The organism is Methylophaga thalassica MP (genome assembly GCF_000214595.1).
In the GTDB taxonomy this organism is placed as follows: domain Bacteria; phylum Pseudomonadota; class Gammaproteobacteria; order Nitrosococcales; family Methylophagaceae; genus Methylophaga; species Methylophaga thalassica.
Map to the genome: position 1 here is coordinate 159,324 of NZ_AFIG01000001.1, position 21,099 is coordinate 180,422.

Consider the following 21,099-nt stretch of genomic DNA (forward strand, 5'->3'; position numbering starts at 1 on the left):
TTTGATAAATGAAGGGGGCAGCTATGTCTCGTATTTTGCTGATTTTACTTATGCTATTAAGTCCTATTGCCTGGGCAGAGGCAGTGCAAAGCCTGCACTCGCTGTCTGATCTGAAATGGAAAAACCGGCTTATCCTGATTGATGCCGGTGATGATATTAATACCTATCAGGATGAACTCTCGCAGAGGGATGCAGAGATAAATGACCGTGATATTGTCTGGTTTCTGATCAACCAAAGTTCTCTACGTACTAACTACACAGGTACAGTTACGGATAATCTCACCAGAGAAGTTCGTCAAAAACTACAACACCATAACAGCTCAGTTTTATTAATGGGTAAAGATGGTGGAGTCAAAGCTACTGACACACAGTTAAGACTTCATAAGCTCTTCAGCGAAATCGATAGCATGCCGATGCGTCAGCGTGAATTACAACATCCCTAGTTATATTAGTCACTTGTAAGCTGAACCAGCTATGACTTGTGTCTAACTATACGCAGTCAAGACACTATGCTATTAATGATCATAAACCGGTGCGAAGAGTCATCAGTGTGATGCTGCTTTCGTCAACGCTGTTTTAGTCATGGAGGGTGTGTCTGTGGATATCATCAGTGCATTATTTGATGGCAGTTTTATGCCCCATGGCCATTGTTTAAAATGGCAAGCAGACTTACTTTTCCTGCATGTTGTTGGCGATACGCTGACAGTCATTGCCTATTTCCTAATTCCTATCGCCCTCATTCAGCTGGTCAGAAAAAGAGACGATCTCGCCTTTAACTGGATATTTGTGATGTTCGCTGCCTTTATTTTTCTCTGCGGCGTGACACATCTAATGGCTCTGATTAATATCTGGCATGGTTATTATTTCCTTAGCGGACTCAGTAAACTCGCTACCGGCATCGTATCCATTATGACCACCGTGATGATTGTCTATTTATTACCCAAAGTGATTGCGATTCCCAGTAATAAAGACTTTAAAGTAAAAAATGAACAATTACTGTTGGTACAAAAAGAGTTACTTGCAGCAAATCAATTATTAGAACAACGGGTGGAAGCACGTACCAAAGAATTAGAAAAGTTAGCTCGTACTGATGCACTGACCGGTGTACTTAATCGAGGTGGTTTGATAAACAATTTAACGGATGAAATTGATCGGTCAGTTCGCTATAAACATCCGCTAAGCTTGTTGATGATTGATCTTGATCATTTCAAACATGTGAATGACCAATTTGGTCACCAACGTGGCGATACCGTATTAATTGAGGCTGTTAACATCGTCTCGAAAGCATCTCGACACAGTGACACACTAGGCCGCTACGGTGGGGAGGAGTTCCTTTTACTGCTTCCTGAGACAAATGTTACCGAGGCAAAAATACTCGCTGAACGCATCAGACAGGATATTGAGCAACATCCATTTTGTCAGGATGAGGGCCTCAATATTTCATTGACCTGTAGTATCGGGGTGACTGAATATGAAGCTGGGCAGACACAATCCAAACTACTACAAACTGTCGACCGATTGTTATACAGTGCCAAAAATTCTGGCAGAAACAGAGTCACCGTTAATGATGATATAGCCGCAAAAAATCCATAAAAAAGCCATACGGCATGGGGCTTTTACCCAATTCCGCATGGCTAATCAGCTTTCGGATATGAACTTAACTTATTCCGGCTTAGAACTCATAACCATAACTCACCATATATTCTGCCGGTGCGCCATAACCAATTTGGTTTCGACCTGAGGAGCCACCTGTTGCACCCAGGAAATATTTTTCATCAAAGATGTTGTAGGCATTGAACTGAATTTTATGCTTACCCACCCGATAAGCCGCCATTAGATCCACCAAGGTATAGCTATCTAATTTAACTGCTTCATTGTCACCAGCATAGCGTTCTCCGACATACTTGATGTTGCCACCCACTCGCCAGTGACTATCAATTTGATAGGTTGAACCTAATGAGAATAACTGATCGGACACATCATTCGGTTTTTTACCTGTATCTTCATCTTCTGCATCTAAATAAGTATAGCTGGCAGTGGTACTCCATTGCTCTGTCAACTGACCACGAAGCTCTAATTCAAAACCATTATGTTTTGAGGTATTTCTATCCGTTACATCGCCTGTTGTGGCATCCGTTACAGGCCGCTCTTGTTCAATTTGGAATATAGCAGCATTGAACATTAAAGCATCACCTAATGTATAAGCTTTGAAACCAATTTCTTTTAGATCAGCCGAGTAAAACTCCGCCGCACCATTACTTACAAAGGTGCCGGCATTGGGCAGTTGCCATGACCGTGAAAACGTCGCATAGGTCGATAAATCTTCAGTCAGACGATAACTGGCACCTACACGATAACTCCATTTGTCGTCATCCAGGTTTTCTTTCGGGTTACCCACACGCTGTTGTTCCAGGTCCATCTTGTCGTGACGCACATTACCGGTCAACGTCAGATCACCAATGGTGTACATATCCTGCACATACAAACCATAGGTTTTGGTGTCATTCTTTCTGAAGGGTTCAAAACCGCCATTAACCACATGCTCGGTGTCAGGAGCATAGATGGATTGGTCTGCTTTTGAGACAGTACTTAAGTCTAAGTCAATTTTGGTTTGTGTATATTCTGCACCGAACAAGAATTCATGTGAGCCGACAGACCATTTTAATTCCGATTGCAGTGCGTTAAAACGGCGGGGATCATAGCCAAAATCATTTACAGATTGTCCGACAGTAGCTGTAGCAGCTGTTACATTCCTTTGACGCGTACCTTGTTGTTCCAGCTCAACACGACTTATCACCACACGATTATTCCAGACTAAATTCGGGGTGAATTTGAATTCATCGTTCAGTGAGAAACGCACACTTTTTGATTCTTGATAATCATTGCTACTACCAAAGTAGGTGCTGCGAGACACATTCACTGGTTTGCCATTGATGGATGGCACACCACGGTAAGGTACCAAATCCTGTTTTGATATTTCCAAATCGACATCTAAGGTGTGATGATCGCTAGGGGTAAAACGAAGTGTCGGTGCAATGAAATAATCTTTTGAATCAACATAATCGACAAATGAATCGGCTTTGCGAACTTCCAGATTGATACGGCCATTAACCGTATCTGAAAATGAGGTCGAACTATCTACCCGCCCTATCATTTTTCCATGACTACCTAAACTGGCATTCAACCGGGTGAACTCATCACCGTTTGCACGTTTTGTCACCAGGTTAATCAAACCACCTGTTGAGCCACGACCATACAAAGCACCCGCGGGGCCTTTGACTACCTCGATTTGCTCAATATTCGCTAGGCTACGATAAGACTGCAAGCCAGTATCATCGCGCATGCCGTCACGATATACATCGTTCAAGGCATCAAAGCCACGAATGACAAACTGATCACGGCTGCCTTCCCCAAGTGTGTTATTAACACCAGCTACACCATTTAATGCATCAACCAAGCGCACTGCACCACGATCGGTAATCTCAGTATCTGTTACTACAGAAACAGATTGCGGCACATCAAGCCATTCTGCATCTGTCTTACTTCCAGATGTGGGTGAGAACTGCGCATAACCTTTGTATGCCTGACCGGTAACGACTAAGGGATTCATCGTCGCTGCTGAATTGCTGGTCTCATCTGCTAATAAGGGAAATGAATAAATTGAACAGAGTGTGACGAGAGAAGAAATGAGTCTTTTTTTTGTATTCACAATGTATGTGCACCAAGCCTATTAAAGAAATTGAGCACAAATCTTATTGATACTTATTAACATTTGCAAACATAAAAAAGCATTTATTAACATCAAACATTCCTAATTATCTTAGGAATGCGTTTATTGAACGGTAAAGAGATGATAATAAAACGTGATACTGAACAACAGAAAAAGCAGGCCAAGGCTCAATAGCCTAATGTTTTAATTCACCCAGCACGACTTTATTTTCAGTGACTTTTTTCACCACATTCGAATAGTAGTCATCCCTGAATTCATTGATTACTCGTGTGGCTACCGTATCTTCAACACCACTGCCTAACAAGACTTCTTCTGTCAGCCTTAGGCTGGTTTCCAGTGTTTCTGAAACCGTGGTCGTGGCCCCCTGAGTGATTAATTCCGCACAGTGTTTTCTATCACGGGCACGGGCATGAATCGGCATATCCGGATAATACTGACGTACCTGAGCCACCAATCTATCTACCTGCGTCGGATTATCCAGTGTGACCACAATCATCTTGGCCCGATCGGCTCCGGCGGCCTGTAATACTTTGACCTTACTGGCATCACCAAAAAACACCGGGAACCCCTGTGCCCTGGCATCTTTTACCCGATGTTGGCGCATATCCAAAGCAATATAAGGAACGCCGGCAGCACCCAGCAAGGTACCGACACGGGCGCCAACACGACCGAAGCCCGCTAGGATAACGTGCTCCTGATCATGCTCAACAAACTCGGTGGTGTAATCTTCCTCATCGTTTTCTGCATCAGGTGTATAGAATTTCAATAATAAGTAATTGGTCGCCCTTACAACAAAGGGGGTTAACACCATGGTTAAGGCAATCACCAGCGTCAAAATGTCACTGACTTGTGCTTCTAATAAACCCAACGATGCCGCAAAGCTAAACAGAACAAAACCAAACTCACCGCTCTGAGATAACAAGGCCCCTGTTTGTAAGGAAATATCATGACGGGCACCGGTAATACGGGCCAGGATATAGACAACAACCGTCTTAATGGTCATCAGGCCCCAGGTCAGCAATAGGATATCGCCCAGACGATCCCATAACAGACTGAAATCAATGCCCATGCCGACAGTCATAAAGAACAGTCCAAGCAAGATACCGCGGAAAGGCAGAATATCGGCTTCTATCTGATGTCGGTATTGTGATTCAGCCAACATCACACCTGCCAGGAAGGCCCCCAGCGCCATCGAGAAACCAACACTTTGCATAATCCAGGCAACGCCCAGTACTAACAGTACCGCGACAGCAATAAACACTTCCGGATCCTGGCTGGCAACAATTCTGGCTAATACCGGATTCAACAGGTAACGCCCGGCAAACAGCAGCGCAATAATCACCAGAATACCGATTAGCGGATTTACATCTGGACCAACTACTTCGGCACCGTTACCCACAGCGAGATAGGAAACCAAAGCCAATAATGGCACGACGGCAATATCCTGCAATAACAGCACGGAGAAGGACATGCGTCCCATCACGGTGGAGATACCGCCACGTTCAGCCAATAATTTCAAACAAAAAGCGGTCGATGACAGGGCTAAACCAAAACCAATGATAATGGCACTGTGATTATCCAGCCCTAACCAGATGGCAATGCCATAAATGGCGCCCGCAGTAATCAGCACCTGAGCAAGCCCCAGCCCCAGCACCATTTTACGCATTTGCCAGAGTTTATCCGGCTTGAGTTCAATCCCTAAAACAAACAGCAGAAAAATAACGCCAAACTCAGCTAAATGCCGAATATCTTCAACTTCGGTGATTACACCCAAGCCCCAAGGACCGAGAATCATGCCTGCGGTTAAATAACCCAGAATCGCACCAAGCCGAATAGCATGGAATGTAGGAATAATAATGACCGTGGCCAATAATAAGGCCAGAATTTCTACCAGATAATCGCCACCCGCTTCTTGCACAAATTATCCCTTTGTTAATTAAATGGTTGCATCAGAACTAAGCATCAATGTCAGTCCTTGCTTATAGGTATCTGCAGCAGCTTCATTTTTGTCCAGCGCCAATTGCACTTCAGCTAAGACCTGATAAGTCTCGCCTTTGGCATCTAAGCGAATGCTTTGTTGTAAATATTCTTCCGCCTTTGTCCATAACTGGTTGGCTTTCGCCAGACGCCCAACGGTTAGTAATAAACAGGCATTATCCGGATTGGCTTTAAGCCACTTTTCTGCCGTCGCTAAACGCGCCAGCAAGTCACCCTGCGTCAGTACGCCATAGATATACACCAGCTTATCGCTCCAGCTATTGCGCATAAACTGTTCAATCTGGGCAATGGCCTGCTCTTCCTTGTCTTGCTGAATTAGCCCATTCACATATGGCACAAGCATGGCTTCTGTCTGCCGTGCTTTGCTGGATGATTTTTCCCACACCTCAGCCATTTTTTGCCAGTCCTGTTTGGCTAATGCCATCTGTAACTGACCTACAGCCGCCTCCTGATCCAAAGCAGCGACTTCATTACGCTCCAACACATGGCGTTTACGTAAATCCGGTAATACCGATTGCATTTCCTGCCATTGATCCATGTCCTGATAGAGAGACTGCAATAACTGCAAAACATAAGGATGTTTCGGTGCCACTTCACGCAAATGTTGAAGTGTCGCGAGCGCCTGCTCTTTTTGACCGGCCGATAATTGTAGCTCTGCCTGAACCACCCCGACGGCAATATCAGCGCCTTCGGTGGTTTCATGGGCCAGGCGTAGATAGTTATCACGACGCTCTGGTGCTTGTTGTTTTTGCGCCGCTCTCGCTGCCGCCAGATAATGAAGTAATGGTGTTTCACTGTGTGTGGCATGACGTACCAAAATACGTTCGGCCTCTGTCCAGCGACCTTCTTCCAGAGTGATCAGACCACGGGTTAAAGCTCGATTAGCCCGCTTTTGTCTTTGTGTTGTCTTCCAGGCATTAATTCTTTTTGGCGTCTGTTTTAACAATACCAGACTGCGTAATGCTAAATAGCCTGCCACCACCAGTAGGATATAAATAGCCGTAAATACAACTAATGATGTTTCCAGACTCCACTGTCCGTATTGCAGTAAAACAAACCCTGGTTCAAAATCGGCCGCCCAGATTGCGGCAACACCCAATGCTAATGCTAAAGCGATAATGATCAGCATTTTCATTGCTGATACTCCTCTAGCCAGTTCAACGAGCCTGAAATATCCGGAATAGACACGTCAATTTTCTGTTCAGCCAGTGAATTAAGGCTGGCCAGCATGGCATCACGTTCTTCACCGGTAAAATATTGGTCCAGCCAGGTAATGGCTGTTTTTAAACTGTGCTGAAAGCTATTATTGTCAGCATTCAGTAAGGCAAGACGTGCACTTTCCAATTGTAAACGCAGATTTTGATAGAGGAAATAGCGTTGTTCCGGTGCAAGTACAGCCGCTTCACCAGTTTGATCATGGCGAATCACCACTAAAGAGCGCAATTGTTGCCAAATGTCTGAGATGGCTTGTTTCCATGCCGGCGTTTCTGTGCTGGCAATATCGGCCGTGTCTGGAGACTCAGAGAAATCAACTTCTGGCCCTTTTTTAACTCGCAGTTTGTCGACATGGGCAGCCAATGTCTGTAGCTGAATCGCCATGCCCGGGATATCCAGAGTTGTCAGTGATTGTAATGACATTAATTCTTCTGCAATCTCAGCCCGCAGAGGATGAAGCCGATAATCAGAAAGTGCTTCTAGTTGTTTATCTGCCATGATCAAAGCCTGGATGGCTCCAACCACGTCATGTGCTAATACAGCGCGCTGGTTGGCGACATTGAGCAGGTATTTGACTTCCTGCAAAGCCCATCTCTTTTGCAGCTCAGCATTAGATAACTGTTGTTTGTCCGTCAGTTGCTGTAGTTTTTCCGCTAATTGTTTTTGGTCACTATCGAGCCGACCTAACTGCTGCCTGTGCTGTTCTAATTTTGATTGCCAGTCACCATTTTGGCTCGATAACTCGGTCAGCGAAGATTGAATATCGGCTTCCTGCTGCTGGAGTTGCTGATAAAACCAGCCAATACTGACAGCGGAAAGCAGTACGACAACAACAAGCGCAATCCATATCAAGCGATAGACTTTGGCATCATCCTGTTTATTCTTTTCAAGCAGCTCCGCATCCTGCACATTGTTATCTATCGTTTGCTTTGCGTCTTTATCTGCCATGTTAATCGTCCATATTTATCAGAGTATCAACAACTGCATTATCACTGGCATCGGCTGATACATGAATGGTTTTGAAGCCTCGTGAGGAGGCGTGCTGTTTTATCCTATCACTGACCACCGTCAATGGTTTATCTAACAAACCTGGCCATGTATTCATAAAGATACTACAAAGATTATCAACACCCGCCACACTGGTACAGATGACTTTATCCGCCAACATGGCTTGCTTTTGCATTGTGGCTGTCGGCTTGGCTAAAACACGTTGATAAACTTCAACATAAGTAATCTTAGCACCTCTGGCGGTTAAGGTATCGGCCATATGTTCTCTGCCGCCGTTACCCCGCACAATGAGAATATGTTTACCACTGACCTTATCAGCCTGCATTAGGGGCATTTGCAACAAACCTTCACTGCCGTTAGATATTTCTGGCTGACAATCAACAGGAATAGCATGCTCGCGCATGGCTTGCGCTGTACCTTCACCCACTGCGGCAAACTGACACGGCTGAGGCAATTCATCCCCCCAACCAGCCATAAAACTTTCTACGGCATTACGACTGACAAATATCAGCCAGTCAAAACGTTCGATATTCTCTGTCTGCCAATTTTTTCGTGCGATATGTTCAATATCAATCACTGGCAGAATCAACGCTTTGCCACCGGCGTTTTCAATCAAATCGGCAAGCGCCTGGCATTGATGCTGTGGGCGGGTCACCAGAATCTGTTGCCCCGCTAAAGGTGCTTTATTCACCGTAAACATCTGCCAGAATTTTATCCGCGCCTTTCGCCAGCAGCATTTCAGCGACTTGAATACCCAGTTTTTCGGCATCTGCCGCTTTACCACGAACTTCCGCAGTGACCGTATTGGTGCCGTCCGGCTGACCGACCAGACCACGCAACCAGACGTTGTCATCATCTAACATCGCATAACCGGCAATCGGTACCTGACAACCGCCGGACAAGCGTTTGTTCAAGGCTCTTTCTGCGCGCAGCACAATAGCGGTTTTATCACAGTGTAAAGGGGCAATAAGTGCGTTCATTTCTGCGTCATCAACTCGGGTTTCAATGCCTAATGCGCCTTGTCCAATGGCTGGCAAACTTTGTTCCGGCGTTAAAGCGCTTCGGATACGGTCATCAAAGCCTAAGCGCTTCAAACCGGCCATTGCCAGGATAATCGCATCAAACTCGCCATCATCGAGTTTACGTAAACGGGTGTTTACATTACCGCGTAAAGGCAGTACTTCCAGATCGGGACGGTGAGTACGTACCTGACATTCACGACGCAGACTGGAAGTGCCTAAGCGGGCACCATGCGGTAATTCATCAATACTCTGATAATGGTTGGAAACAAACGCATCATGCGGATCTTCGCGTTCGCAGATAACAGGCAGATGTAAACCTTCCGGAAACTCAACAGGCACATCTTTCATCGAGTGCACGGCGATATCAGCGCGTCCATCCAACATGCCTTGTTCCAGTTCTTTAACAAAAAGCCCTTTGCCGCCTACTTTTGCCAGTGGCGTATCAAGAATGATGTCGCCCTGGGTTTTCATACCAATCAGTTCTACTTCGATATTTTGATGTAATTCTAAGAGGCGTGATTTCACAAATTCAGCCTGCCACATGGCAAGAGGACTGTTGCGAGTGGCAATACGAACGATTCTTTTAGTCATGGAATAAGGTCACTTCAGCGTTGTCGTTAATAAATAAAGTCGATTCTAGCATTTCACGCATTGACTCTCGACTATCCGCGTTATAATGACGCCCTGTTTTCAACGAGCCTGATCTGATTGACATGACTACAGCCAATAAAAAACTCTCATCTGCCAGACTAACGCAGCCTACCGACAAATTTGTCGAAGAATTTACCGCCTCTGTGCAATTTGACCAACGCATGTTCCGGCAAGATATTCGCGGCTCAATTGCGCACGCCACCATGCTGGCCGAAGTGAAGGTGCTGACTATCGAAGAACGCGATCAGATTATCGCTGGCTTGCAACAAATCGAACAAGAAATTGAAAGTGGTGACTTTGAATGGTCTATCGCTCAGGAAGATGTGCATATGAATATCGAAGCACGTCTTATCGCCCTGATTGGTGAAGTGGGTAAAAAACTACACACCGGCCGTTCACGTAACGATCAGGTGGCCACAGATGTGCGCCTCTATCTGCGCGATATGATTGATCCTATCGGTCAGCAGCTTAATCGCCTGCAAGAAGCCTTATTGAATGTCGCTGAACGTGAAGCTGACACCATCATGCCCGGCTTTACTCATTTACAGACAGCACAACCGGTCACATTTGGTCACCATATGATGGCCTGGTATGAAATGTTAGTCAGAGATGCCGAGCGTCTTGAAGACTGTGCCAAACGAGTCAACAGCCTGCCATTAGGTGCTGCAGCACTGGCAGGTACCACATTCCCGATTGATCGTGAGATGACCGCCAGCTTATTAGGCTTTGATCGTATCTGTCTAAACTCTCTGGATGCGGTCAGTGATCGTGACTTTGCGATTGAGTTCAATAGCTTCGCCTCGATTCTGATGATGCATTTATCACGCTTCTCAGAAGAGTTAATCATCTGGTCTTCGGCGCAGTTTGATTTTGTTGATTTAGGTGATGCCTTCTGCACCGGCTCATCGATCATGCCGCAAAAGAAAAATCCGGATGTGCCTGAATTAATCCGCGGTAAAACCAGTCGTGTTTATGGCAATATGTTTAACCTGCTGACCTTGATGAAAAACCAGCCATTAGCCTACAACAAAGACAATCAGGAAGATAAAGAGCCACTGTTTGATACCATCGATACCTTATTAGGTTCTCTGCGTGTTTATGCAGATATGATGTCTGTTATTACGGTCAAAGCTGACAATATGCGTCAGGCCGCATTACGTGGTTATGCCACAGCCACCGATCTGGCAGATTATCTAGTGCGTAAAGGCACCCCATTCCGTGATGCTCACGAAGTGGTTGGTTTGTCAGTGGCCTATGGCATCAAGCATAAAAAAGATTTGTCAGAACTGACGCTGGAAGAGCTGCAGCAGTTTTCAGCCAACATCGAACAAGACGTGTTTGAAGTATTAACATTGGAAGGCTCGGTCGCCGCCCGTAATCACTTGGGTGGCACCGCCCCTGAACAAGTCAAAGCGGCTATTCAGAAAGCACGCCGTCAACGCTAAATTATCTAGGTTGATGCAGTAACGACCGGTTACTGCATCAACCATAAGAAACAGGCCGACAACATCATCAAAAATGCGACTCTGACTGCCCACTTAGGCCAATAGGACAAAAGTAACACTAATACGATTGAGGTCACGGATAATACGGAGACCCAAACGACAAAACCTGTTCCTGCACCCCAAACCTGCCACATGGGTAAATAAGCTAATATCAGCACAAGACTTGCTGTCCAGCGTAAAACCCGTATCTGTGTAGCCGTTAAACGTCTATCAGTCACATCCATCAAATGTCTTGGCATCGCCAGACTCAAACCACTCATAGCGGCATAACACAGAGCGACACTCATCATCATCGCCACACTCATGATATGGCCTCCGAACGTTTTGCGGGCTGAGAATAGCGTTCTGCTGCAGTTAATTTACGGCGTAAAAATAACACCAGTCCCAGACTCATCAAACCAAACACCAGCACCGTTAGCTCAAAGCCAACACTAACCCAATCACCGGTCTGCCAATACGACACTAGCCAATGTCCCGTGGTGATGAGATTCATCACTGGCAGCAACAGGGCAAGTAAAGTAAATATGCTCCATTGCTCAAACCAGGCTTTCGTCGCGGGACGACAGGCTGAATGGAATAACATCAATAACCACAGATAGAAAAAGCCTTTTATCTCCCAGGCTGCACGATCAGCAATATCAACAGGAATCAATCGGTTCAGCCAGAAATACCCAATACAAGCCACCGCTAGACCACTAATTGCAGCCACATTGATCACTTCAATCACCCTGTAAACCCGTGCGGTTTGGGCACCAAACTCATTCAATGATTTCTGACGGCGTTTCACCAGAAACAAGATGGCGCCGGTTGCCATCATCAGCGCACCCGCCATACCCATAATGAAATATAACCAGCGAACGCTATAGCCACCAAAGTTGGCAAAGTGCATGATTCGCATCACGCGTTGTGAAGCCATCGGCGTACCCTTGTCATATTCGCCGGGCGGATTGAGATGCATCACATCACCATTGGTCGCATCAAACTGCACACTGCCGGTTTCATCTCTCAGTAATTGTCCGTAATAATCCTCTTCTTCAAACCAGCCAAACACTTTAGTAACGGCACTACTGTCACCAGGATGCTCAACGTTCATAAACCGTCCTGGTTTACCCATCATCACTTCTGCCCGCTTAAACAAAACAGACAAATCAACGACATTGGCATGCACACCTGTTTCCGGTCTGTGCATGGGTTCGTCCAGCAACTCAGCAAAGAACTGTTGTGGATTACTGTAATTGGCTAACACCCCGGCAGGCATATAGATGGATAAAAAGATCACCAATCCGGTATAGGCTATCATCAGCTGAAACGGCAGTGTTAAGACAGCTGAAGCGTTATGCCCATCCAGCCAGCTGCGCTGCCCTTTCTTTTGTCTGAAGGTGAAAAAGTCTTTGAAAATACGTTTATGAATAATGATGCCGGTGATCAGCGCCACTAGCATAATCATGGTGAAAAAACCGACCAGCCAGATGCCTGCCATGCCTGCATGAAACTCATAATGCATATGTACAAAATGATGACCACCTTCCGTTTCACGGTTATGGTTAACAGGTATCGGTTCACCCGTATTCAAATCCAGCAGGGTATTTTGGAATTCTTGTTTATCGTCCTGCCAGAACAGACGAATTCCCGGTTCGGTTTCAGTTGGCAGGCCAATCCCCCAGAAATGACTCTCAGCCATATGTGTTTCAAGATAAGCCTGACCTTTTTTTATCACATCAACACGTTGCTGTTCAGTCATAGCCTCTGGATCAAAATCCGACACAGCCGCTGCCTCAGGTTTCATCCAATGCGTGATATCTTCGTCAAACACCCCAATGGTGCCGGTCAGAAAAATGGTGAAAAGTGCCCAACTTGCGACCAGTCCGCCCCAGGTATGGAGCCAGCCCATCGCTTGTCGGAAAGACTCTTGTTCCTTTGCCGGTTGATTTAACTCACTCATGACGCCATCCTCGAAATAAGTAAACCCGCACCACCGAATATCAGTGTTGGTATTAACATCCCCAACCAGGCACGCTTACTATCTCTGACAACAAAGATCCAAATGACCGCTGCCGTGTAAATAGCATAACTAAATAAACTGCTGGCCACGATGGCATCGGGTTTATCCATAGGCACAATAGCCGATAAAAAAATAATAACGGCAGACGTTAAAAAATATCCGCCGATTGTGGCGGCCAGAACCAAAGAAATAATTCTAATTGGATATGGTAATTGCATAGTAGAGGTAACTCTCAAGTTACTGATTCAAATTCATTTATCAGGGTAAACAGTCATTACTCAAGGGCAGCTGAGCAAGGACTTTGGATGAGAGAACACAAACTCCCCTCATCACCTATGTCGTATGAGCGTCAAAAAAAGTGCAATATTTTTCCACTTTTATTTAACAGGCTTAAATTTATCATCTAAATACTATCATCAAATAATAATCATATGCATTTAGATTAACTGAAAAACATTCTTTTTTAGCAAACTCAGTTCATGCTTGTCCTTGTAAAGCCGTGTTTGTTTATCTCTAAAATGTCATTTCCAATGCTTCAGCACTATTCGGTTATCAATTAGTCATGAAGATAAAGCCTGGCGAGTCCGAATTTATCTGCAATTTTTATGTTTAATTTCAGATGCCTGAATACAGACTTCACAGATGGATGAATAAAGCATCTAAACATGCTGTCAACATGCCATAATTTGCATCACAAAAATAAGCGTAGGTTGATTATGTTTAAATCTTTCTTTCCCAACTCTCCCTGGTTTTGGCCATCAGTTATTTTATGGTTAGCATTTTCCGCCTTTATTTGGGTGGCTTTTGGAGCAGATATATCTGCTGCTATTGGGTTACCAGTTAACCCGGATGCTGAACAAGTCATCGGCTTACGGCATTTTGTTACCAATGAGTTTTTAACCTTTTACCTATTCTATTTTGTCTCTGTAGCTATCTTTGCTGCATTTTGGTTTATCAAGGCACCAAGTCGCTGGCAATGGTGGTCGGTCATTGGTTCAGCGGTCATTTTCTTTTCGACTTATTATTCTGTTCAGGTATCGGTGGCGATAAATAATTGGCGTCGACCGTTTTTTGATGCGGTACAAAATGCCTTATCACCCACGGGAGGTGTTTCAGTCGATCAGTTATATGACTTGATTGCCATTTTCGCGGAAATCGCCTTTTTAGCGGTATTCATTTTTGTGATGACCCGTTTTTTAGTCAGCCATTATATTTTCCGCTGGCGCACCGCCATGAATGACTACTACACAGAGCAATGGGGGAAGGTGCGTCATATTGAAGGTGCTTCGCAACGGGTTCAGGAAGACACCATGCGTTTCGCAACGATTATGGAGAATCTGGGCGTCGCATTGATTGATGCCCTGATGACATTATTCGCGTTTTTACCCGTGCTTTGGTCATTATCGCAGTATGTAAAAGAGTTACCTTTAGTCGGTGAAATCGCCTATCCCTTATTTGTCGCCGCTATTGTCTGGTCGATCTTCGGCACAGGCTTATTAGCACTGGTTGGTATCAAATTACCCGGCTTAGAATTCAAAAATCAGCGTGTAGAAGCCGCCTATCGTAAAGAACTGGTTTATGGTGAAGATGACCACCAACGTGCTCAACCGATGAGCTTGAGAGAACTGTTTGCCGATGTGCGTAAAAACTATTTCACGTTGTACATTCACTATATGTACTTCAATGTGGCCCGCAGCATGTACTTGCAGGCAGATAATATTTTTGCCTATGTAATATTAGTGCCTACGATCGCTGCCGGAGCCATTACTTTTGGTATCTTGCAGCAGATTTTAACGGCATTCAGTCAGGTCAGTTCATCATTCCAGTATTTAGTGAACTCATGGACGACTATCGTTGAACTATTGTCGGTTTATAAACGTTTAAAATCGTTTGAAGCGTCGATAAACAATGAACCGTTACCAGAAATTGATCAGCAGGTGACATCGTAAATCACGTCGAGATGGAATGGCGTCGTTTAAAAGGTCCTATCAACGTCACAGCTTGAAACAAAAAAATAACCCCGATACAAGATCGGGGTTATTTATTCATCACATGACTAGGTCATGTTTCAGTCTGACTTACTTTTCGATTTTCTCAAATGCTTCATTTTCATGTTTAGCGATTGAGGCAATCAGCGCAACAACAATGGCTGCAGCACAGATAGTGAATAAACCTAAAGCAATTGGATTATCAGCAAAAGTAAAGTAAGCCCCTACATTTTCCCATGAACTAATTGATGTTCCCATAATTACACTCCTGGTTCTGGATTAGCCAATTTATTTGGCACGTCACTTGATGTTATTGCTGGTACGCCATTCGCTTCTGGATATGGTTTAGCAATGATTTCTACTTCATCTAAGCCCAGCTCTTCAGCTGCTTTAGGTACACGTAATGCATTAGCTTTTTTCAGTACCCAAGAGATCGCATAACCTGGGATGAAGCCAACTGCAGCCATTACGATGGCACCAATGGTTTGACCGACAAAACTGATAGGTGGCAAATCACCCACATTCGGCATGCCATAAGCAAATACGCCCACTAAGAACACAGCCCACACACCGGTGAAGCCATGAACTGCTACAGCACCTACTGCATCATCAATACCAAAGTTTTCAACGATTTTCGCGACTTTAACTGCCATGATACCGGTCACTACAGCAATGATGAACGCTAATTCAGGATCATAAAGATCTAAACCAGCTGCTACTGAGATGATACCGACCAGACCACCAGACATTGTCCAGAATGGGTCACGGCTAGCCATGTAACAACCAAGTACACCACCCGCAAAGCCCATCAGCGTATTGAATGCAAACGCAGATAAGTTAGTTGGGTTGTTATAAATAATTGTCCAGCCTGTTTCGCCACCGTTGAAAATGATACAGCCACCCAGGAATCCGAAGAAACCAAAGATAATCATCATCAGACCGATTAATGTCATCGGTAAGCTATGTGGTGCGATAGTTTGAGCCACACCGTTGATGAATTTACCCACACGTGGACCTAAGTTAATCAGTACACCCAATGTGAAGAAACCAGCGACAGCGTGAACCACACCTGATGCGCCAACATCGTGATAGCCCAACTTCGTCAGTAACCAACCATCTGGATGCCAACCCCAGGCACCGGCCAGAATCCAGACCACGCTACCCAGGAATACAGTCAGAATCAAAAACGCACTGACACGAATCCGTTCGATAACGGCACCGGACAAGATCGAACCGGTTGTGGCACCGAACATGGCAAACGCTGCCCAGAAAATACCTGTGCCCATATCGGTAACATCAGGTCCCATGCTTTTCGCCCAAGGTAATGCACCTGCAGCATCAATTGGAATAAAGCCGTTCGGGAAAGCGTTATAAATCCACCAGCCAAACAAATAAAACGTGGGAATAATGACCGCTAAAGCGAGAATATTTTTAATACCTGCCGCTAAAGCATTTTTACTACGTGAAGCCCCCATTTCGTAGGCCAAGAAACCAGCATGAATCATGATCATAATGGCGGTACACCACCAATAGAACACTTCGACATTCATAGACTGATGCATTTGAAAAACCGCTTGCTGAGCATCGAGTGCCGCTTGCAAGGATTCTAGCGTTGGCGCATTGTCCATCTTACTATCCTCTTATTAGTTAACATTAATACACATCCACCTTTATTGGTTGGCGCTACTTATCCAGCAAAAAGCTGGTTTGAACGGCGTTGCTATCAATAATCTTATCGGTAGAGCGATCCTTGATAGCAACGCCAGAACACTGGAGTCTGCGGGCCTCAGTCAGCAAATAAAGGCTTTTCTGAGCCGCAGCAAAATAAGAAAGTCCCGCCTTTCTTACATTGGAAATACAGTTACGTTTGTCATCGGTCAGGCCACGTTTCGCCGCCCAGGTCAGATACAGACCCAAACTATCGGGTGAACTTAATCCCGGACGTTCGCCAATCAGTACTAACACCGCTTTGGCATTTAAGGCTTCACAGACATCATCACCCACGGCAACACGACCTTGTTCGACCAATACGATGGGGGCTAGTGAGTAAGCGTTTTCACTGCCTTGCATGGCTTGCACTAAGGTTTCAATAAACACCACAGCGTTTTCTTTAATAGCGGTGGCGGATAAACCATCGGCAATCACAATGGCTAAATCGTAGGGTTCTATGGCTTTGTGTGGTTTAAGTGCCGCAAGACTGGCTTCATCAAGCTGTCTGCCCCAGTCCGGACGTTGCAAATAAGTCATTCGATCCGTTGCCAGACTGTGCAGTACCAGAGGTGTTTCGGTGTTTAATACGGGGTATTTTTCAGCCAAGGCGACTAAGTCTTGCTGTAAGCCGGCAAAATCCAGCTCGGTATGCACGGCATCACGTGCCTGGGCATGAGCTAATTGAAATTCGAGAGATTCACGGGTTGGTGTACTGACACCAGCACGACCCAAGCCAATACGGGCATCCGTAAACTCACGCAGACGACGCCAAGGATTATCCGTGACAACAGCATCATCCGTTTTTTTTCTGATAGGCGTGAGTCGTTCGGTCTTAACCATCATTGGTTCCTGTGGCTAAGCCCCTGAGGGTGCCAGCAAAGGCCGGCGGTAACTGATTTGATAACTTGGCATGACTGGCATCGGTCATGATCTGCATTTTTTCCAGCCACTTTTCGAACTCAGGTGAAGCACCTAAACCTAAGACCCGGCGCGCATATAGCGCATCATGGAATGAGGTGGTTTGGTAATTAAGCATGATGTCATCAGAGCCCGGAATGCCCATCACAAACGAACACCCTGCTGTCGCTAATAAAGTCAGCAGATTATCCATATCATTTTGATCGGCTTCGGCATGGTTGGTGTAGCAAACATCACACCCCATTGGCAGCCCAAGTAACTTGGCACAGAAATGATCTTCCAGACCTGCACGGGTAATTTCTTTGCCATCAAACAGATATTCAGGGCCGATAAAGCCAACTACTGTATTCACCAGTAAAGGATTAAATTTTCTGGCAACCGCATAGGCTCTTGCTTCACAGGTTTGTTGATCCAAACCGTGATGCGCATTGGCTGATAAGGCACTGCCCTGACCGGTTTCAAAATACATGACATTTTGACCGACCGTGCCTCGTTTCAAAGACAAGGCAGCTTGGTGTGCTTCAGCCAAGGTCGCTAAATTAAAACCAAAGCTGCTATTGGTTTTTTCTGTGCCACCAATAGATTGGAATACCAAGTCCACTGGTGCCCCGTTTTCAATACATTCAATCGTGTTAGTGACATGCGTTAACACACAGGATTGAGTAGGAATTTCATAGAGTGAAATCACTTCATCCATCAACTGCATCAGGCGAGTTGCCTGAGCCACATTGTCTGTCGCGGGATTAATGCCGATAACGGCATCACCGGCACCATACAACAGACCATCGAGAATACTGGCCGCAATACCATTAACGTCATCGGTAGGATGATTCGGTTGTAAGCGTGTTGATAAGCGTTTGGGTAAACCAATCGTATTTCTGAATGCACTTACTACCCGGCACTTCTGTGCCACCAGAATCAAATCCTGGTTACGCATGATTTTAGAAACGGCGGCGGCCATCTCAGGCGTTACACCGGCGCGTATCTGACTCAGCATTTCACTGCTGGCTTTGTCTGATAATAACCAGTTACGGAAATCACCTACTGTCATATGTGAAATGGGTTCAAACGCATTCACATCATGTTCATCAATAATCAGTCGTGTGACTTCATCTTCTTCATAAGGCACGAGGACTTCATTCAGAAATGTTTTAAGAGGCACTTCAGACAACAATAATTGCGCGACAGCACGTTGTTCTGCACTTTCAGCAATGACACCCGCCAGTCGATCGCCCGAACGTGCAGGCGTGGCTTTTGCCATCAGATCGGCTAAGTCAGCGAACTGATAGGTCTTGGTGCCTAATTGGTAACGATATGTCTGTGTCATAAACTGCTTTATTTCCGATTACTTGGAATAAATTTTGCCTTTAAGTAAACAAAGTTTCCTAAAATGAACTTGCGAGATTTATACCGGGTGACTATCGAAAATTGGCAAAAGTTTTTTGGGTTGTTATTCAGCAACTTATTGAAACAAATTGCATAATGAAAATGAAACAAGGGGAGCAAATGAAAGAAGAAAATATAAAATTTGCACCAAAACAGAGCAAAACCGCTACGCGTTGGTGCGTTCTGGAAGCAGAAGATGTGGATGAACAAGCACACAATTTAAAAGCCTGGCAGCAACAATTTGATCAAATCAGCCTGGGGCAATTTTATGGGCGTATTGAAGAGGTCATGTTTGAGCATGTTCACGCTTTTCGAGAGCACACCAGTCGTGCCGTTCGTCAGCAGTGCAATGTCTGGCCGAACGCGATCTGGATGGGCTTTGCTGTGGATGAAAAGTCATGTCGCATCAACGGGCATCAGGTAGAAAAGAACCAGCTAATGATTCGTCCTGGCAATACCCAGTTTGAACTCATTACACCTGAAGACTTTGATATTTTTGGTGTGGTGGTGAATCAGGACAGTCTGCAACAGATCGCTGAAAAACAAGGCATTCTGCTTGATACCAACGTATTCGACTCGCCACTAAGAGTGTGGGAGTCACATAAGCTCAATCAGCTGCGGCGAGTATTAAACGAGGTGATATCCCCCGTTCAAAGTGATATCGCCAGACAGATACATGAGGAAAACCTGATGATGGCAATGCTTGAAGTCTTACAACAAGATGGGCCGATAACAGAAAAGCCCAGTTTTAGTAAACGTCGTGCAGTCGTTGAAAAAGTGACGTCTTACCTCGATGCCAACCCAAGCAAACACGTGACGATTACCGAGCTCTGTGATCTGGCTCATGTCAGCCGACGAACACTGCAATACAGTTTTGAAGATGTGCTGGATATCAGCCCAGTGAAATTTATTCGAATGGCTCGCTTAAATGCTGTCAGACGCCGCTTGCTTCAAGGTTTGCAGGAAGATGAAACCATTGCGATGGTGGCTCAGCACTGGGGCTTTACCCATGCCGGGCAATTCACTCACGATTACACCGAACTGTTTGGTGAGAATCCTTCCATCACCATTTCACGTCGTCATAATTAATTTGCCAGCCACGGATGGCTTTCTTACCAAACCAGTCTCATCTTTTACTCTTCAAAAATCCGACTTAACTCCTGCTGTACCGGCATTCCTTCCACGACCTGAATTTCACCGTCATTATCTTTATACACACTGGTTGGTGTCGCATGCATATGTAACGCTTCCATCAAATGATTATTAGCCAAAACGCTATCGTTACCTTTAGATGCTTTTGCGTTGTCTACGGTTATACCGCCTTTGTTACTCAACTGGCGATGTTGCTGGAAAGCCTCCTCAGGTGAGTCAGATCCCATAATCGTAGCCGCAACAGCCAGGCTGTTTTCCTGCAGAATACCCACAAGAATATGACGAAATTGCACCTTGCCTTCAGCAATGAAAGGATCCGCCATATCACGGAATTTATGACAGTAAGGACAAAAAGGATCAGTGAAAGTATAAACAATGCGTGGGGCATTTTTATCACCATCCTGCACCCAGTCAGTCTGTTCTAATAGTTGCCAGAGTTTTTCATTCTGTGGTTTGGTGACCAGTTGGTAGATGGCGTCAGCACCCAGATTTTTACCCTCAGCATCAATCAAGTCGCCCACTACGGCGTAGCGTTTATCCGCCGTCACATAAATACTCATCGGTTCATCTTTATAGGTACCGATATAGCCGGTTAGCTCTGAAGGCGTCTCAAAGCTATCAATAATCGTCACGCCCTGCTTTTTGATAAATGACAGCACATCACCCTGCTTATCTGTAGCGCCAGAGTGAGTAAAAATGTACACACCACCCGCAACTACAATGATTGCCAACAACAAGCCGATAAGCATTTTTTTCATCAGAGATCCTAACCCGCGTTTGAGTGTCTTAATTACGTGACTGTAAGTCAGCAAAA

20 protein-coding genes are annotated in these 21,099 nt (G+C 45.2%); 5 read left to right on the forward strand and 15 right to left on the reverse strand.

Annotation, left to right across the window (positions count from 1 at the left end; all coding sequences use genetic code 11):
* Positions 1-23: 23 nt before the first annotated feature.
* Together MAMP_RS00705 and MAMP_RS00710 are read left to right on the forward strand one after the other, a co-directional pair.
* Positions 24-443 (forward strand): DUF4174 domain-containing protein, encoded by a 420-nt coding sequence (locus MAMP_RS00705; protein ID WP_007144037.1) that lies wholly within the window; start codon positions 24-26, stop codon positions 441-443.
* Positions 444-597: 154 nt separating this feature from the next.
* Complete coding sequence (locus MAMP_RS00710) at positions 598-1,593, forward strand: GGDEF domain-containing protein (RefSeq protein WP_007144038.1); 996 nt, start codon at positions 598-600, stop codon at positions 1,591-1,593.
* Between the two features lie 79 nt (positions 1,594-1,672).
* On the opposite strand, the gene MAMP_RS00715 is transcribed toward MAMP_RS00710, so the two are convergent.
* From MAMP_RS00715 to MAMP_RS16490, 7 genes are all read right to left on the reverse strand, one after another.
* Positions 1,673-3,709, reverse strand: coding sequence for a TonB-dependent receptor (locus tag MAMP_RS00715; RefSeq protein ID WP_202796100.1), 2,037 nt, complete (start codon positions 3,707-3,709; stop codon positions 1,673-1,675).
* 196 nt (positions 3,710-3,905) lie between these two features.
* Positions 3,906-5,648 (reverse strand): monovalent cation:proton antiporter-2 (CPA2) family protein, encoded by a 1,743-nt coding sequence (locus tag MAMP_RS00720; protein ID WP_007144040.1) that lies wholly within the window; start codon positions 5,646-5,648, stop codon positions 3,906-3,908.
* Between the two features lie 18 nt (positions 5,649-5,666).
* Positions 5,667-6,863: a heme biosynthesis HemY N-terminal domain-containing protein gene (locus tag MAMP_RS00725; RefSeq protein ID WP_007144041.1), complete on the reverse strand. Its 1,197-nt coding sequence runs from the start codon at positions 6,861-6,863 to the stop codon at positions 5,667-5,669.
* Positions 6,860-7,891, reverse strand: coding sequence for a uroporphyrinogen-III C-methyltransferase (locus tag MAMP_RS00730; protein WP_007144042.1), 1,032 nt, complete (start codon positions 7,889-7,891; stop codon positions 6,860-6,862). Before MAMP_RS00730 ends, MAMP_RS00725 begins: the two co-directional genes overlap by 4 nt.
* Before the next feature lies 1 nt (position 7,892).
* Positions 7,893-8,651 (reverse strand): uroporphyrinogen-III synthase, encoded by a 759-nt coding sequence (locus tag MAMP_RS00735; RefSeq protein ID WP_007144043.1) that lies wholly within the window; start codon positions 8,649-8,651, stop codon positions 7,893-7,895.
* Positions 8,635-9,564 (reverse strand): hydroxymethylbilane synthase, encoded by a 930-nt coding sequence (hemC, locus tag MAMP_RS00740; RefSeq protein ID WP_040576105.1) that lies wholly within the window; start codon positions 9,562-9,564, stop codon positions 8,635-8,637. Before hemC ends, MAMP_RS00735 begins: the two co-directional genes overlap by 17 nt.
* Entirely contained in the window at positions 9,557-9,688 is a 132-nt protein-coding gene (locus MAMP_RS16490) for a hypothetical protein (RefSeq protein WP_007144046.1), read from the reverse strand. The genes hemC and MAMP_RS16490 overlap by 8 nt, the downstream gene beginning before the upstream one ends.
* On the opposite strand from MAMP_RS16490, the gene argH reads away from it, so the two are divergent.
* Complete coding sequence (gene argH / locus MAMP_RS00745; protein ID WP_007144045.1) at positions 9,687-11,069, forward strand: argininosuccinate lyase; 1,383 nt, start codon at positions 9,687-9,689, stop codon at positions 11,067-11,069. The two genes, MAMP_RS16490 and argH, sit on opposite strands and share 2 nt — an antisense overlap.
* A 29-nt stretch (positions 11,070-11,098) precedes the next feature.
* Here the strand turns inward: argH and MAMP_RS00750 are convergent, their stop codons facing one another.
* The 3 genes from MAMP_RS00750 to MAMP_RS00760 are packed head-to-tail and all read right to left on the reverse strand — an operon-like array spanning position 11,099 to position 13,349.
* Positions 11,099-11,434: a DUF3325 domain-containing protein gene (locus MAMP_RS00750; protein ID WP_007144047.1), complete on the reverse strand. Its 336-nt coding sequence runs from the start codon at positions 11,432-11,434 to the stop codon at positions 11,099-11,101.
* On the reverse strand, positions 11,431-13,071 hold the full coding sequence (locus tag MAMP_RS00755; protein WP_007144048.1) for a PepSY-associated TM helix domain-containing protein: 1,641 nt from the start codon (positions 13,069-13,071) through the stop codon (positions 11,431-11,433). The genes MAMP_RS00750 and MAMP_RS00755 overlap by 4 nt, the downstream gene beginning before the upstream one ends.
* Positions 13,068-13,349 carry a DUF3649 domain-containing protein gene (locus tag MAMP_RS00760; RefSeq protein WP_007144049.1) on the reverse strand — a complete coding sequence of 94 codons (282 nt, stop codon included), beginning with the start codon at positions 13,347-13,349 and terminating at the stop codon, positions 13,068-13,070. The genes MAMP_RS00755 and MAMP_RS00760 overlap by 4 nt, the downstream gene beginning before the upstream one ends.
* A gap of 498 nt (positions 13,350-13,847) precedes the next feature.
* On the opposite strand from MAMP_RS00760, the gene sbmA reads away from it, so the two are divergent.
* Positions 13,848-15,080 carry a peptide antibiotic transporter SbmA gene (gene sbmA, locus MAMP_RS00765; RefSeq protein WP_007144050.1) on the forward strand — a complete coding sequence of 411 codons (1,233 nt, stop codon included), beginning with the start codon at positions 13,848-13,850 and terminating at the stop codon, positions 15,078-15,080.
* A gap of 129 nt (positions 15,081-15,209) precedes the next feature.
* Here sbmA and MAMP_RS16230 read toward each other — a convergent pair whose 3' ends face one another.
* Genes MAMP_RS16230 through MAMP_RS00780 form a run of 4 tightly spaced genes read right to left on the reverse strand, consistent with a single transcriptional unit; the run spans position 15,210 to position 19,074 of the window.
* Positions 15,210-15,377, reverse strand: coding sequence for a hypothetical protein (locus MAMP_RS16230; RefSeq protein ID WP_007144051.1), 168 nt, complete (start codon positions 15,375-15,377; stop codon positions 15,210-15,212).
* Between the two features lie 2 nt (positions 15,378-15,379).
* A complete protein-coding gene (locus MAMP_RS00770) occupies positions 15,380-16,747 on the reverse strand; it encodes an ammonium transporter (RefSeq protein WP_007144052.1) in 1,368 nt (455 codons plus the stop codon).
* A gap of 55 nt (positions 16,748-16,802) precedes the next feature.
* Complete coding sequence (gene eutC, locus MAMP_RS00775; protein ID WP_007144053.1) at positions 16,803-17,669, reverse strand: ethanolamine ammonia-lyase subunit EutC; 867 nt, start codon at positions 17,667-17,669, stop codon at positions 16,803-16,805.
* A complete protein-coding gene (locus tag MAMP_RS00780; RefSeq protein WP_007144054.1) occupies positions 17,662-19,074 on the reverse strand; it encodes an ethanolamine ammonia-lyase subunit EutB in 1,413 nt (470 codons plus the stop codon). The genes eutC and MAMP_RS00780 overlap by 8 nt, the downstream gene beginning before the upstream one ends.
* Positions 19,075-19,253: 179 nt before the next feature.
* Here MAMP_RS00780 and MAMP_RS00785 point away from each other — a divergent pair, with 179 nt between their 5' ends.
* Positions 19,254-20,222 (forward strand): helix-turn-helix domain-containing protein, encoded by a 969-nt coding sequence (locus MAMP_RS00785; protein WP_040576106.1) that lies wholly within the window; start codon positions 19,254-19,256, stop codon positions 20,220-20,222.
* A gap of 44 nt (positions 20,223-20,266) precedes the next feature.
* Here the strand turns inward: MAMP_RS00785 and dsbG are convergent, their stop codons facing one another.
* On the reverse strand, positions 20,267-21,043 hold the full coding sequence (gene dsbG / locus MAMP_RS00790) for a thiol:disulfide interchange protein DsbG (protein ID WP_007144056.1): 777 nt from the start codon (positions 21,041-21,043) through the stop codon (positions 20,267-20,269).
* Positions 21,044-21,099 lie beyond the last annotated feature (56 nt).

Bases quoted from the DNA above. Each gene is read 5' to 3' on its own strand.
- MAMP_RS00770 (WP_007144052.1), bottom strand. From the start codon at position 16,747: ATGGACAATGCGCCAACGCTAGAATCCTTGCAAGCGGCACTCGATGCT.
- dsbG (WP_007144056.1), bottom strand. From the start codon at position 21,043: ATGAAAAAAATGCTTATCGGCTTGTTGTTGGCAATCATTGTAGTTGCG.
- MAMP_RS00760 (WP_007144049.1), bottom strand. From the start codon at position 13,349: ATGCAATTACCATATCCAATTAGAATTATTTCTTTGGTTCTGGCCGCC.
- MAMP_RS16490 (WP_007144046.1), bottom strand. From the start codon at position 9,688: ATGTCAATCAGATCAGGCTCGTTGAAAACAGGGCGTCATTATAACGCG.
- MAMP_RS00755 (WP_007144048.1), bottom strand. From the start codon at position 13,071: ATGAGTGAGTTAAATCAACCGGCAAAGGAACAAGAGTCTTTCCGACAA.
- sbmA (WP_007144050.1), top strand. From the start codon at position 13,848: ATGTTTAAATCTTTCTTTCCCAACTCTCCCTGGTTTTGGCCATCAGTT.
- MAMP_RS16230 (WP_007144051.1), bottom strand. From the start codon at position 15,377: ATGGGAACATCAATTAGTTCATGGGAAAATGTAGGGGCTTACTTTACT.
- MAMP_RS00730 (WP_007144042.1), bottom strand. From the start codon at position 7,891: ATGGCAGATAAAGACGCAAAGCAAACGATAGATAACAATGTGCAGGAT.
- MAMP_RS00735 (WP_007144043.1), bottom strand. From the start codon at position 8,651: ATGTTTACGGTGAATAAAGCACCTTTAGCGGGGCAACAGATTCTGGTG.
- MAMP_RS00785 (WP_040576106.1), top strand. From the start codon at position 19,254: ATGAAAGAAGAAAATATAAAATTTGCACCAAAACAGAGCAAAACCGCT.
- MAMP_RS00725 (WP_007144041.1), bottom strand. From the start codon at position 6,863: ATGAAAATGCTGATCATTATCGCTTTAGCATTAGCATTGGGTGTTGCC.
- MAMP_RS00705 (WP_007144037.1), top strand. From the start codon at position 24: ATGTCTCGTATTTTGCTGATTTTACTTATGCTATTAAGTCCTATTGCC.
- MAMP_RS00750 (WP_007144047.1), bottom strand. From the start codon at position 11,434: ATGAGTGTGGCGATGATGATGAGTGTCGCTCTGTGTTATGCCGCTATG.
- argH (WP_007144045.1), top strand. From the start codon at position 9,687: ATGACTACAGCCAATAAAAAACTCTCATCTGCCAGACTAACGCAGCCT.
- hemC (WP_040576105.1), bottom strand. From the start codon at position 9,564: ATGACTAAAAGAATCGTTCGTATTGCCACTCGCAACAGTCCTCTTGCC.
- eutC (WP_007144053.1), bottom strand. From the start codon at position 17,669: ATGGTTAAGACCGAACGACTCACGCCTATCAGAAAAAAAACGGATGAT.
- MAMP_RS00780 (WP_007144054.1), bottom strand. From the start codon at position 19,074: ATGACACAGACATATCGTTACCAATTAGGCACCAAGACCTATCAGTTC.